The following is a 13,780-nucleotide window of genomic DNA, read 5'->3' on the forward strand; positions in this document are numbered from 1 at the left end:
TCCTTTCCTATGACAGTCGAAAACAAAAGCACCAAAGCTATACACAAGATAAAAGAAATCACCCTCGTAACATTTCTTATATTAATCTGTACCGTTGTAAAAGCACAACAAGCCCCCACAGTGATCAATAGATTTAAGCTACTGATTACCAATGAAAGCAATGAATTCCTCCTTGTCAAATGGAAAGGCAACTGGGAAGTTCCAGGTGCTGAATATGGTGATAGTATCGTAGTTAAACCCATAAACGAATTCCTGGTGGATCTCGCTGCCAGACTTGGGATTAAAATCAAACAACCAAAACTTGCCGGGCTATTCACCTACTATATGAATGACCGGCAGTATCCGATGATCTTCAGCTATTATACCGCGAAATTAGACAAAGAACAGCTTAAACCGGAGCCAGGTATTGAAGAAGTAAAATGGTTTCCTATATCAGAAGGTTTAAAAGCAGTTCCATATCCCAATTCCAGCGCAATAATTAAGCAAGTCTTCTCTATGCCGCAAACAGTTTGGGGCGGTGCGTTCAGGGTATATCCTTCACAAGGCTGGAGATATGAAGTCATATCAGATTTCTATAGGATGAATTGACTTTCGATTCAGGAAATCCGCTGTAAAGCATTTTTTTTCTACGACTAATACGATGTCGTATTTACCCCTGTACATTGTCCACTTCATACACCACCCCCTGTTTAGCATCTCCTTAATTTTACGAATGTAAAAACGCTGATTAAAGCGGCATTCACAAACAGGAAATGCAATATCATGAAAATCATTATTTATCTGGCATCATCAGCCAATGGCAAGATCTCTAATAACAGGAACGTTCCGGATTGGCTGTCGCAGGAATATGGGCGAGGATTTATGGAGATCTCTCAAAAAACGGGTGCTGTCATTATGGGAAAAACAACCTATAACATATTGGCGCCTGACTATTTACCGCTTCAAAATGAAGGCACTATGGTAGTGCTTACTCATGACACTACCGCCACACCTGCAAAGCCTAATGTGGTATTCACCGATAAAAGCGCCAGGGAAATTGTCGCGCTGCTTGAATCAAAAGGACACCAGGAAGCGGTGATCATTGGAGGTACAGCTACCGTAAGTGAATTCATACGGGCAGGATTAGTGAATGAGATCATCCTCGTAGTTGAACCGGTACTGTTTGGGATGGGACTGCCTATGTTAGAAGATGTAGATATAGACCTTAAACTGGATTTATCAGAGATAAAGAAACTCAATGATCATACCGTTCAGCTGCATTACCAGGTACAGGTACAATAACTTTTTGCCATTACAGGTATTTTAACCTTGACATTCAATATTAAAAGCCATATGTTTGTACATACAATAAGAACAAATGTACAGACATATATATACACTGGTAGCCATAGCCTTTCTTTATTCCTGTGCGAGCCAGCGGGAAAATCTGCTGCAATATCCAGATCCCGGTATAGGGACTGCCCATAGCCGGTGGTTCTTTTACACACCTGCTGCAGTACCTCACGGCATGGCCAAACTAGCCCCTTCCACGAACGGGCATTATGGCAATCCGAGTGGCTGGGAGGCTGTTGGTTATGATACAAGACACAGCTCAATAGAAGGATTTGCGCATTTCCATGAATGGCAGGTCGGCGGAATTGTCGTTATGCCTGCAACAGGTCGGAGGATTTTGACACCCGGGAACCTGGAAGACGCAGAAAAAGGGCTTAAAAACGGCTATCGCTCGCTGTTCGATCACAAAAATGAAGTTGCCCAGCCAGGATATTACAAAGTAAAATTGGATGATTATAATGTCATTGCCGAACTTACAGCAACCGAGCGGGTAGGCTTCCACAGATACACCTTTCCTGCCAGTGCAGAAGCCAGGATCATACTCGATATTGGCAACAAACAAGGGGAAAGCGGCGAAGTACTGGATGCTGCTGTGCGCATGACTGATCAAACGCATTTTGAAGGGTTTGTAACCACCTACCCCGCATACATCAAAAAATATGATCCGCAGGGTAGGGTATCGATGTACTTTTACGGTGAGATCAGCAAGAAACCTGCATCTGTAGGCGCTTTTAATGCCAACGAGGTAAAAGAAAACACAACCGAAAGTAAAGGTAAGGGTGCCGGCCTTTTCCTCGAATTCTCTACAACAGATCAGGAAGCCGTCGAACTAAAAATGGGTCTCTCCTATACCTCTACGCTCAATGCGAAGAAAAACCTCGAAGCCGAAGCAGCAGGGCTTGATTTCAACAAGGCGAAAAAGATTGCACAACAAGTCTGGCAGCAGGAACTGGGCAAGCTTGCTATAAGCAGTCCCAATGCAAAAGACAAAATCAAGTTCTACACAGGACTGTACCATGCATTGCTGGGCCGCGGCATTATTAACGATTTCGGCCAACCCAATCTATATAACACTGATGCCATCTGGGGTGCATTCTGGAATCTGACCCAGCTCTGGGCGCTCGCCTATCCTGAACATTACAGCGACTATGTCCGCTCACAGATAGATATCTATCAAAAAAGGGGCTGGTTCGCCGACGGCGTCACCAATGGACACTTCACCTCTGGCGTCGGTACCAATTTTGTAGGACTGGCATTAGCAGCCGCCTATCAATGCGGTATCCGCGATTATGATACCGCGTTAGCTTACAAAGCCATCAGGGCGAACGAAAAGGAAGGAACAAACAGACCGCTGGGAGCCGGAAAACTCGATGTCGAAGCCTTCAACAAATATGGTTACTCGCCTTTTCTTGAAGAAGATAAAACAGATTCGACCGGATCACGTTTTTCCGCATCACATACGCTGGAATATAGTTACAGCGCATTTGCGGCTGCCCAGATGGCAAAGGCATTGGGCAGACAGGCTGACTATGATTATTTCATTAACAGATCTAATGGCTGGCGAATGCTCTTCAATCCAGGATCGAGGCTGGTACAACCTAAAACAGCCGACGGCAGGTTCATCGACAAATTTGATCCGCTTGAACCCTGGCGGGGTTTCCAGGAAGGAAACGCAGTACAATACACCTTTTATGTACCACAAAACCCTGCTGGTCTTATTGCCGCAATGGGTAGAGAAGAATTTAATACAAGGCTGGATAACATCTTCACCACCGCCCAACAAAACAGTTTCGGGGGAGGAAAGACGATTGATGCATTTGCAGGTATAAAAGCAAGTTACAACCATGGTAATCAGCCTAACCTGCATGTCAGCTGGTTGTTTAACTTTTCCGGAAAACCCTGGCTCACCCAAAAATGGACTCGCGCCATCTGCGACGAGTTCTACGGAACGGAAAGCATCCATGGTTATGGTTATGGGCAAGACGAAGATCAGGGCCAGCTCGGCTCATGGTATGTGATGGCGTCATTAGGGTTGTTTGACGTCAAAGGACTTACCGACCTGCGACCGGTTATCCAGCTGGGCAGTCCTCTGTTTGACAGGGCTGATATCAAACTGGGCAACGGCAAAAAACTCCACATCATTACACAAAACAACAGTAAGGAAAATATCTATGTACAGGAAGCCAGTTTTAATGGCAAGCCACTTAATAATGCATGGCTGTACCGCGATGAACTAATGAAAGGCGGCACATTGTTAATGAAAATGGGGAATGTACCAAATGAAAAATGGGGAAGTCAGATCCCTCCCCCATCGGTACAATAATTCAAAGCATTATCAATTCGTCGCCTATTTCCCTGGGATAGGCTGCGGAATGCTGGTAGGTCCTTCTACAATGAGCGTTCCGTTTTTCAGGATCTTCATACGGTCGATGAAGACAACACGCTTATCGCCTGTTGCTGAAGTGCGCGCATGATACACACATAACATCTCCTTTCCATCCGGGGAATAAGTAATGCTGTTATGTCCTGTGCCTGTTACGACACCACCTTTCTCAGTGTTTTTCTGTAATACCGGGTTATTGGCTGCTTTCGTAAAGGGTCCAAGGGGACTTTTTGAGGTGGCATATCCCACGGCGTAATTCTTGCCACCGAAGTAGTTGGCGGAATACATCATGTAATAAGTGGATCCTTTTTTGAAGGCAACTGAGCCTTCCGTCCAGCGGCGGTTGACTTCCTTCGAGGTAACGGAGCGGCTTTCCCATTCTGCCTGTTTATCATCCATTTTTACCGGGGGACGCAACAACAGTACTGGTTCGCCTACGGCGCCACTAAAATCAGGTTTGAGCTCAACGCCGTATACCCAACTTTCTTCTATCGTGTCAAACCATCCCTTTTGCTTTGCCCAACTGGCCACTTCGCTCTCAACGGGATGCTTATAGCAACAACGGGAATAATAGAGATACACACGGCCATTGTCAAAGAGTACATTGGCGTCGATAACAGGGTAACCGGGATCAAAGACAGGTTTGCTGCTCAGATCGATGAACGGACCTGTGGGCTTATCTGATACGGCCACACCTATACGGAAGTTTTCAACTTCATTAGTGGGGTTCCTCCCCCATTGCGCGCTATAAAACATATAAAACCTGCCGTTATGTTCGTATACTTCAGGCGCCCAATATGCACCGTTCCATGCGGCGGTAGAGTCACTCCAGCCATTCTTGTTGGCAGCGTAATATACCTGGCCTTCATCTTTCCAATTCACCAGGTCTGTAGAGGAATAAGCGGCAAATCCATTTTTGGCAACACCACCGGTTCCATACATATAATACTTGCCACCCTTTACTTGCAGGACATACGGATCTGCCAGTTCAACCGCCAGTGGATTCTGGTATGTGTGTACGGCAGCAGTGCGATGCGCCTGGGCAAACAATCCATTAGTATTGACCACTATAGACAACAAAAATCCTACTGAAATCGTTACTATTTGCTTCATCATTTACTATTTATCTAAGAAGATAAAAATACCGATATTAAACAATTAATCATAATTGGTTGTAAAAGGTAAGAAACAATCACGTTGGCAGGCTAATGCTGAGATCATCTAAAATATCAAGGAAATGGTTGATGTTCATATATGGTGGCATTGGAGTATTCCTTATACTAATTACCGCAAACATTATTTTAAACCGGATCATTCAGCATAAAGTCAGTGAAAAACTGCAGCACCTTTCTCCTGCGCTAAAAATCAGTTTTTCGTCCATCAATAGTAGTTTAATCACCTCATCACTTTCACTAAACAATCTCATAATAGATTATATACCCGATAGCACTGAACATCAACATCAGCACGCTATTCGCTTTTCGGTCGTTGAACTTCATGGTATTAGTTTTCTGAAGATATTGTTTCGCCGAACGCTTTCCATCAATAACTTAAATCTCAGTAATGGAGCAATGTATCTCGACCGGTTCTTATTGAATAAAAAAGATACCGCACCAATGCATCTGTTTGCTCAGCCACCCTTCGAAGATATATCAATCAACCATTTTCAATTAACCGCAATCCATGTATTTGAACATACAGATAAGGTCAATAAGCTGCTGCTAAAAGGGAACGTTGGTATAGACGAAATAAATATCAGTGATGCCACGAAAGCATTCACCCCTGATAATTTTCATTTCGGTGCTGTCAAAAGTAGTTTATCCGACATCAACTATGCCATACCGAATGCCTATCATACGCTGATGATTAAACAGGTAATAATAGACAGCCAACAGGGAATATTTCAGATAAAATCCATAAAACTACTACCACAACACAACAAATCCGACTTTTTCAGGAGCTCCGGCAACCAACCCTTATACGTGGAGGCAAGTATTGCAGATATCTCCATTTTCAAATTGGATATCCGGAACTTGTTTGATAAAAAATTGGTGGCTGAAAAAATAACCATTAACAACCCCGATCTTAATATTTATAGTGAAGCGGTCGGAACAAAACAAGTCCTATCCCGGTCATTTCTCTTTATTGATCTGAAAGAAAATCTTGCAGCGATACAAGCAGATTTATTCAGAGTGGTCCACGCTTCTATCACTTACGAAGAAACAACAGGAGATCATTTACAACTAAATGGTAATATTGAGACGGACACACTAAAAACCCGGATAACAGATAGCCTCTTCAGCAATCATGATATTCAATTCAAAACGCTTACCTGCGCCCTGACCGATATTCAGACCGTCATTCCAGGCACTTATCAGCACATTCAGATAAAGCGATTGAACATTGATCGCAAAGGAACATTGCAGGCTTCTTCCCTGAGGATCATTCCGCAATACAATAAGTTTGAGATGGGACAAAAAGCAGGACACCAGATAGATGTTGTTGACGCTGCCATTTCCGGTATAACAATAACCAAACTGGATCTCCTCAAGTGCCTTCAGCAAAAGTTAATAGCTGAACAAATATGGATAAAGGAAAGTAATATCTCTATTTTCCGGGACAGGAGGTTACCTCGTATATCACAGTATCAACCATTACCGGTTGCATTCCTGAAGAGCATTCCGATTCATATCCGCGTACATCATTTCAAAGTGTCTCCATCGACCCTGTCGTATGAAGAATTTCCGAAAGACGGGTTACAAACTGGTTTGCTGAAGATTGAAAAGCTTCAACTTTCGTTATCCCCGTTTATCAGCCACCCTACTCCATCCGATCCTGATCATATGGACCTGCATATGGAAGGATCTATAATGGGTTCAGGCACGATCAACGCGTCTGTTTCTTTACCGTTCAACCCGGGTAAGGATTATTATATCAGCGGGGCGATTGACAATTTAGATGTTACCAGCTTAAATCCATCAGCAGAAAATCTTGGCAATTTTCATGTCGAATCCGGCCTGCTTAATAATTTATCATTTCAATTCAGTCTGAATGATGAAAAAGCGAGTGGAAAAGTGGTGGGAGAATATCATAATCTGGTCCTGGACAAATTAAAAGGAAATAAAAAGATAGCCAAGTTCCCGTCCTTCATGCTGAAACATGTCATCATTCCCAAAAATAAGGATAAATCACTGCCCGTGGCCCGTCGTACAGGTACTATAGATTATAAGTTTGACCATACACGTTTTTTTTCCTTCTATCTCTTGAAATCATTGCTGTCCGGCATAGAGTCAAGCTTTACCTTTGGATTTCTTCTTCCAAAGTAACCATCCCCTTGCTACCAACAGCACAGCCGACCGCCCTCTAGGAATTTCCACATTTATTTATTTAAATTGCTGCGGTAAACCGCCACGTTTTGAATACTATAGCTGCTTTGAAACAAGGTAACCTATTGGTTTTTAATGAAGTTTATTATTCCTGGCACAAAAGGGTCTACTATTTTATTCTCCAAAAAACCAGGTCATCCTTCATTGCAGAAGAGGTGACGCAGCTCACATTCATCAAATGCTGGAACTACCGGGAAAATCTCGCTGACGACCTCAATATACAGTTACAGCTATTCCGCATTGCCCGCACCACCCTGATCGATTTTCTCCGCAAGGAAACTGTTTATAAGGAAAAGATCATTCATGTCATTGACAAGTATACCCTGCCGGTAGATGACCTCTGGGGGAAACTGGCGGAAAAAGAACTACAGGTGAAGCTGGCGAACGCATTGAAAGAAATGCCTCCCATGCGTCGTAAGGTATTCGAAATGAGTCGTTTTAAAGGCATGACTTATCAGCAGATCGCACACGAACTTTCCTTGTCGTCCAGAACAGTCGAAACACATATTTTTCAGGCTATCAAACAGATAAAACATTATCTCGGACTCCTGGCCTCCCTCCTGGCCTGGCTTAGCGGGTTCTAAAATATTTTCGGATCAGACTACGTAGTTCGCACGTCACAAACGTATTACTTATCTATCAGCCGTATCTAATATGATAAATGATGAATTACTGAAACGGTTCTTCAGCGATCAATGCACACCGGAAGAAGCGCGCATGGTAGCCAATTACCTGCAGGAGCATCCTGATATGCTGGAGAAATATATGCCGGAAGAGGAATTCCTGCAATTACAGGAAGAAGGCTACTTCCCGGAAACCGTTTCCCAACTGTGGCTGAAAAATATTCATCAGCAAACAGTATCTGATAACCGGAAGAAGTGGGCTCAACGACTGGCCATCGCGGCAGTAGCGACCGGTGTATTAGTTGGCGGAACTATGCTACTACGACACCGTGATCATCAAAATATTACTGTTGTTAATCAGGAAATGAGGGTAACGATTCCTCCCGGACAACAGCAAAAAACTACCAACACCAGCAACAAAGCCATGGTCATCGTATTGCCAGAAGGTTCTGTAGTACGACTGCTGCCGGCAGCCACCGTGGTGTATAATAAACAATTCAGGGAAGACAGGCATATTTATCTGACAGGAGAAGCCGATTTTACTGTAGCCACCGATCATTTACATCCCTTTGTAGTGTACAGCGGCGAACTATATACGACCGCACTGGGCACCTTTTTTCATGTGAAAGCCATTCCCCGGGAAGATATGATCAGCATAAGACTGAACAATGGGAAAGTAATGGTACAAGGAGCCACAAATAAAAAGAAAGTCATTAGCGATGTAGTACTTACGCCCGGCAAAGAGCTCAAATACTACCGTAAAACAGGAAAGGCCATTGTATCAGACTTCAATACCAGGGGGACGGACATATTAGTAAAAGCCGGCAACAACGACACAGTTTATACGAAACCAGACTGGTATAAATTCAATAATCAACCAATGCCACAGGTATTGGATCAGCTAAGTAATTACTATGGAGTAGCCATCTATTATTATCCTTCAGACGTAATAGAGATTTATTTCGATGGTAAATTTGAAAAAACAGACTCGCTGGAGAAGATCCTGACTGATTTAACACTTCCCAATAATCTGAAGCTGATCCGGAATGATAGCGGATTTATAATTAAGAGAAAATAATTCACCGATAATAGTTCTATTCCTCAAGTGAGCGACTTTAGCGCTCCAGGGCTTGCTATGCCCTGCACTTTAAAAACACGTTCCAGTTATGAAGATGTTCTATCAACCAAAATGGCGTCTGTTTCTGCTACTAGTCATGTTGATACCAGGCGTTTCAATGACCACCCAGGCACAGGGTCGCATGCAGGTGACCGGCACCGTGCGTACAGATCAGGGTGACCTTCTCCCCAATGCTTCTGTGGTGGCACTCAATGAAAAAACAAAGTATACCGCCGGCGTAGTGACTGACAGCAATGGCGTATTCCGTTTCTCCGGATTACCACCTGAAGGGAAATACTCCTTCAGCATTTCATACATGGGTTTTGAAACCCAGCGGCTGAACGACGTTTCCCTGAAATCGGGCGCCACGCTTACTTTTTCTGTACGCCTCATCAGAACCGTGGCGGCCCTGAACGACATCGTTGTTATTGGTTACGGTACTGCCAGAAAGAAAGATGTCGTGGGCGCCTTCAACGTAGTAACGGTGAAAGAAGCGGGCGCGGTAAATGCTACCAACCCCTCACAACTACTCATCGGTAAAGCCGCCGGCGTACAGGTGCTGCAAAGCAATGGCAGCGCCGGCGCAGATGCACAGATTATTATCAGAGGTACCGGTAGCTTCACCGATATCAACCCACTGTATGTAGTAGATGGCATCCAGGGCACCAAAAATCTTTTCAATACGCTCAATCCTCAGGATATAGAAAGTATCACCATCCTGAAAGATGCATCTTCAACAGCTATTTATGGCTCCGCAGCGGCCAATGGCGTGGTGATCATCACCACCAAAAAGGGAAAGACAGGTCCTCCCCGCGTCAGCTTCACTTCTCAATGGGGCATCGCCACAGCCTGGAAACAACTGCACCTGCTCAATGCAGCACAATATGTGGACGCGCTGAAAGATCTCGCTGCTACCAAGAATACCGTGCTGCCCGCAAAATTCAACACAACGGCAGTTTTACAGGACAGTACCGACTGGCAGGATGCTATCTTCCGTAATGCCCTTGTATCTGAAAATGATCTGAACATCAGCGGCGGGGGCGAAAAAGTGAACTATAGTATATCTGCCACCTACATTAATCAACAGGCGATCTTAACCAATGCTACAAACAAGCGATTCCAGGCACGCATAGGTCTTGAAGAAACACTGGGCCGGTTCCGGTTTACGCAAAACATCATCGTCCGCCAATATGTAGGCAAAGGCTACTATGCCAATATCATCAATGCCATGCAGTATGCTCCTTATAAGCCCATCCTGGACCCATCTATCCAGGGCGGATATTCTATCCTCTCCAATATCGATGACTTCAGTAATGCTGTTAATCCTATACAGGAAATTGCTATGAAAAGTCAGACGACAAAATCACTGGCTTTCTTCCCACAACTATCGGGAGAGGTACGCATTATCGATGGCTTAAAATTCCGTTCACAGTTCGCCGCAGAAGTGAACTCCAACCGGAGTAACAGCTATCAGCAACAGTACCAGGCGTCCAATTTCCTGAACCAGGCCCGCCAGTCGACGCTGAGTTTTACGGAAAACGCTTACTACATGCTGGAAAACTACCTGTCGTACGAAAAACGACTTGGCAGTCACCAGTTCTCTTTGGTCGCAGGACAAAGCTATATTGATCCTGGCGTCACAAATGGCTCTACCATCAGGGGTACCGGGCAACCCAATGATAATATCACCAATGTGGGAGTCGCTTCTTCCCAGTCTGTTACCAATAGCTATTCTAATTATGCCCGCCCTTCTGTCATCTCCTACTACAGTCGTCTGAATTACACTTATGATGACAAGTATATACTGACTACTAGTTATCGCCGGGATGGTGCTTCCAACTTTGGCACTAACAACCGTTACGGCAATTTCGCTGCCGTAGGTTTATCCTGGCGCTTTTCAGAAGAAGCATTTATCAAAAACGCATTCCCGGTACTGTCGGAGGGTAAGCTGGGTGCCAGCTGGGGACAAACCGGCAACAACAATATCCCTAACTTCCTGAATACAGCAAAAACATATCAGGGCACACCTGGCGGTGCACTGGTATACTCATTGGGCAGTACAGAAACATTTGTGTCCGGCACCACCTTGACCACCCTGAGTAACCCGGATTTGAAATGGGAACAAACCAAACAGACGGATATAGGCATCGACCTGGCCTTCCTAAAGAACCGCCTCACCATCGAAGCCGATTGGTATGATCGTAAAAGTACCGGTTTGCTGGTAACAACCTTGTTACCAGCCAGTATTGGTGTAAGCCCTACCGGTACGCAGCCTCGCAAAACAGTCAATGCTGCTGATGCCCGGAACAAAGGTTTTGAGTTGACCATCGGGTATAGGGATAAGATCAACAACAACCTCAGCTTCAATGTGAGCATTAACGGATCTGTTAACCAAAACGAAGTGTTGTCATTAGGTACTCAGTTTTCTGCACCTATCCAGGCCGGCGCGTTCACGCCGGTACCTGCCACCACTTACACGGCTGCAGGTAATGCCATCGGCTCATTCTATGGCTACCGGCTGGATCATGTGGCCAGGGATGTAGATGAAATAAATGCCCTCAACCAGGAAGCGGCCAGAAAATCGGGTAAACCAGAAGCGAAGTACCAGGATGGTTTGTTGCCAGGCGATTTTATTTGTAAAGATATTGACGGAGATGGCATGGTTACCGCAAAGGATCAGGAAATATTAGGCAATGCCATCCCAAAATATGTTTACGGCATCAATGCGGGTATCATCTATAAAAACTTTGACCTGAACCTGGTATTGTCAGGTATCAGTGGATTAAAAATCCTGAATGGCCTGAAATTAAATACCAGCTTCATGTCTACAGGGCACAATGCCGGCACCGACATTCTCAACAGATGGCGTAAACCCGGCGATGTAGCCGCTTTACCCCGAATAGGCCAGAATGTAACCGGCAACGGTAACCTCCGTCCATCCGACTGGTGGCTGGAAGATGGCAGCTACCTGCGTTTACGGAATATCACTATTGGATACAATGTCCCGGTGCCGATATTAAACAATGTCACTAAAAGCACCGTTAAATCGCTCCGCATATACATCGCAGCACAAAACTTAGTTACCCTCACCAAATACACGGGATACGATCCGGAAGTGGCAGGCGACTATCTGTTTGCACGCGGTATTGATCAGGGACAGGTACCACAGCCAAGAACGTTCCTGGCAGGTATTCAATTAGGATTTTAATTTTTAAACGTGATTTTATGAAGAAGCATATACATCGATTTCTGCTGATAGCTGCGCTGATGACGACTTTCGCCGGATGTAAAAAATCGCGCCTCGACCTGGTGGACCAGAGCGCATACGCATACGATACCTATTTCACTAATATAGGGGCACTAAACCAGGCGACTATTGCCAGTTACGCTACACTGCTACATCCAGGACTATGGGCCAGGGAGTATTATTATATTTTTGACCTGATGGGGAATGAAGCCAAGCGTGCCAGCTTTTTGCTGGGGGCGGAACAGGAACTGGGCGATTACAGTTTTGGCACCAACAACGCTGACCAGAGTGCCTTATGGAGTTCCCTCTACCGGATGATCTTCCGGACTAACCTGGTGATAGACCGGGCAGCAGCCTGGAACCCTACAGCCACCACAGATCGCGCCAAACTGAACCAGTACCTTGCAGAGGTAAAGTTCTTACGCGCATATGCGTATTTCCATTTAGTAACCTTATGGGGAGATGTACCGCTATATATCGACTATCAAACCACATTGCATAACAACTATTTATCCCGCAGTCCTGCTGCTGATGTATGGAAGCAGATAGAAAAAGATCTGACAGAGGCTGAAGCAACCACAGAATTACCCACCGTATATCCTGCCACAGAATTAGGCAGAGCAACCAAAGGCGCTGTAGAAGCTCTGCTTGGAAAGGTTTACCTGTACCAGAAAAAATGGGCCCTCGCACAAACGTCGTTCGAAAAACTGATAGGCGCTCCATACGCCTACAAACTCGACCCTTCATTTGATAATGTTTTCAGCACCACCAATCAGAACACGCCAGAGAACATCTTCCAGATCATGGACCAGCAATGGACCGACTGGGGTATTGGCTCTCCTTACTATATGTTTGGCAATGGCGCGGAGCAGGTAGGTAAACAAACGCATACCGGCCGCGCCATGGAATATGGATGGAACGATTGGAAGAATGTATATATCAGCAATGCTGCCGTAAAAGCATTCACCTATCCCAATCCTGCAACCGGTGAGTCGTATACTGATCCCCGTGCAAAATCCACCTTCTATGGCACTGCTGCTTCAGGTGGAGAAACCATGTACTGCCAGCAATGTGCTACAGGTGCGAAACCATTTCCTTTTGATGCTACCGATCCACAGGGCGATTATCGCTGGAAGAAATATGAGTATTACAATCTCGTGGAAAAATATGGCGATCCCAAAAGTCCCATCAATGGGCAGGTGATCCGTCTGGCTGATGTAATGCTAATGCTGGCGGAATCGTACATACAGCAAGGCAATACGGGTGATGCACCCTTGGCGCTGATCGACAGCGTACGCTCCCGCTCTCATGCGGTTTTGTATACTACGTTGGGCGATAAAGACAATGCCATGAAAATATTGATGCGTGAACGCCAGCTGGAATTGTGCGGAGAGCAATGCCGGTATTTCGACCTGCTGAGATGGGGAATTATCAAACAAACTATCAACGCGGAAAAAGCAGCGGAACCAGGCGCAGGCACACAACCCTTCCAGGATAAACACCTGCTGTTTCCTATTCCCGATGTAGAGAAAAATTACAACCCAAATGTGGCCAAAGACATCCGAAATGACTGGAATTAAAGCGCATGGGAAAAACCAGATGGATGGCGACGGCTGATACCATAATTAGTCAGCCATAGCGACGAAAGCATAACCCCAAGGATCATCTAAAAAACCTTAAAAATTCCACTAC

Annotated in this window: 9 protein-coding genes; 8 read left to right on the forward strand and 1 reads right to left on the reverse strand. The window is 45.1% G+C overall.

Annotation, left to right across the window (positions count from 1 at the left end):
- The first annotated feature begins 9 nt into the window (after window positions 1-9).
- The 3 genes from CLV42_RS04950 to CLV42_RS04960 all read left to right on the forward strand — a co-directional run bounded on the left by CLV42_RS04950 (window position 10) and on the right by CLV42_RS04960 (window position 3,655).
- Window positions 10-588 (forward strand): NUDIX hydrolase, encoded by a 579-nt coding sequence (locus CLV42_RS04950; protein ID WP_106600797.1) that lies wholly within the window; start codon window positions 10-12, stop codon window positions 586-588.
- Window positions 589-762: 174 nt separating this feature from the next.
- On the forward strand, window positions 763-1,281 hold the full coding sequence (locus tag CLV42_RS04955; protein ID WP_106600798.1) for a dihydrofolate reductase family protein: 519 nt from the start codon (window positions 763-765) through the stop codon (window positions 1,279-1,281).
- Window positions 1,282-1,357: 76 nt separating this feature from the next.
- Entirely contained in the window at window positions 1,358-3,655 is a 2,298-nt protein-coding gene (locus CLV42_RS04960) for a GH92 family glycosyl hydrolase (protein ID WP_106600799.1), read from the forward strand.
- Window positions 3,656-3,679: 24 nt separating this feature from the next.
- Here CLV42_RS04960 and CLV42_RS04965 read toward each other — a convergent pair whose 3' ends face one another.
- Entirely contained in the window at window positions 3,680-4,828 is a 1,149-nt protein-coding gene (locus CLV42_RS04965) for a glycoside hydrolase family 43 protein (protein ID WP_106601338.1), read from the reverse strand.
- A gap of 131 nt (window positions 4,829-4,959) precedes the next feature.
- Here CLV42_RS04965 and CLV42_RS04970 point away from each other — a divergent pair, with 131 nt between their 5' ends.
- From CLV42_RS04970 to CLV42_RS04990, 5 genes are all read left to right on the forward strand, one after another.
- Entirely contained in the window at window positions 4,960-7,041 is a 2,082-nt protein-coding gene (locus CLV42_RS04970; RefSeq protein ID WP_170117399.1) for a DUF748 domain-containing protein, read from the forward strand.
- Between the two features lie 89 nt (window positions 7,042-7,130).
- A complete protein-coding gene (locus CLV42_RS04975) occupies window positions 7,131-7,685 on the forward strand; it encodes a sigma-70 family RNA polymerase sigma factor (RefSeq protein ID WP_170117400.1) in 555 nt (184 codons plus the stop codon).
- A gap of 70 nt (window positions 7,686-7,755) precedes the next feature.
- On the forward strand, window positions 7,756-8,802 hold the full coding sequence (locus CLV42_RS04980; protein ID WP_106600802.1) for a FecR family protein: 1,047 nt from the start codon (window positions 7,756-7,758) through the stop codon (window positions 8,800-8,802).
- Window positions 8,803-8,890: 88 nt separating this feature from the next.
- Complete coding sequence (locus CLV42_RS04985) at window positions 8,891-12,049, forward strand: SusC/RagA family TonB-linked outer membrane protein (protein ID WP_106600803.1); 3,159 nt, start codon at window positions 8,891-8,893, stop codon at window positions 12,047-12,049.
- A gap of 17 nt (window positions 12,050-12,066) precedes the next feature.
- Complete coding sequence (locus CLV42_RS04990) at window positions 12,067-13,668, forward strand: RagB/SusD family nutrient uptake outer membrane protein (protein ID WP_106600804.1); 1,602 nt, start codon at window positions 12,067-12,069, stop codon at window positions 13,666-13,668.
- Window positions 13,669-13,780 lie beyond the last annotated feature (112 nt).

Source organism: Chitinophaga ginsengisoli (assembly GCF_003014595.1).
Classification (GTDB): Bacteria; Bacteroidota; Bacteroidia; order Chitinophagales; family Chitinophagaceae; genus Chitinophaga; species Chitinophaga ginsengisoli.

Bases quoted from the DNA above. Each gene is read 5' to 3' on its own strand.
- CLV42_RS04950 (WP_106600797.1), top strand. From the start codon at position 10: ATGACAGTCGAAAACAAAAGCACCAAAGCTATACACAAGATAAAAGAA.
- CLV42_RS04955 (WP_106600798.1), top strand. From the start codon at position 763: ATGAAAATCATTATTTATCTGGCATCATCAGCCAATGGCAAGATCTCT.
- CLV42_RS04960 (WP_106600799.1), top strand. From the start codon at position 1,358: ATGTACAGACATATATATACACTGGTAGCCATAGCCTTTCTTTATTCC.
- CLV42_RS04965 (WP_106601338.1), bottom strand. From the start codon at position 4,828: ATGAAGCAAATAGTAACGATTTCAGTAGGATTTTTGTTGTCTATAGTG.
- CLV42_RS04970 (WP_170117399.1), top strand. From the start codon at position 4,960: ATGTTCATATATGGTGGCATTGGAGTATTCCTTATACTAATTACCGCA.
- CLV42_RS04980 (WP_106600802.1), top strand. From the start codon at position 7,756: ATGATAAATGATGAATTACTGAAACGGTTCTTCAGCGATCAATGCACA.
- CLV42_RS04985 (WP_106600803.1), top strand. From the start codon at position 8,891: ATGAAGATGTTCTATCAACCAAAATGGCGTCTGTTTCTGCTACTAGTC.
- CLV42_RS04990 (WP_106600804.1), top strand. From the start codon at position 12,067: ATGAAGAAGCATATACATCGATTTCTGCTGATAGCTGCGCTGATGACG.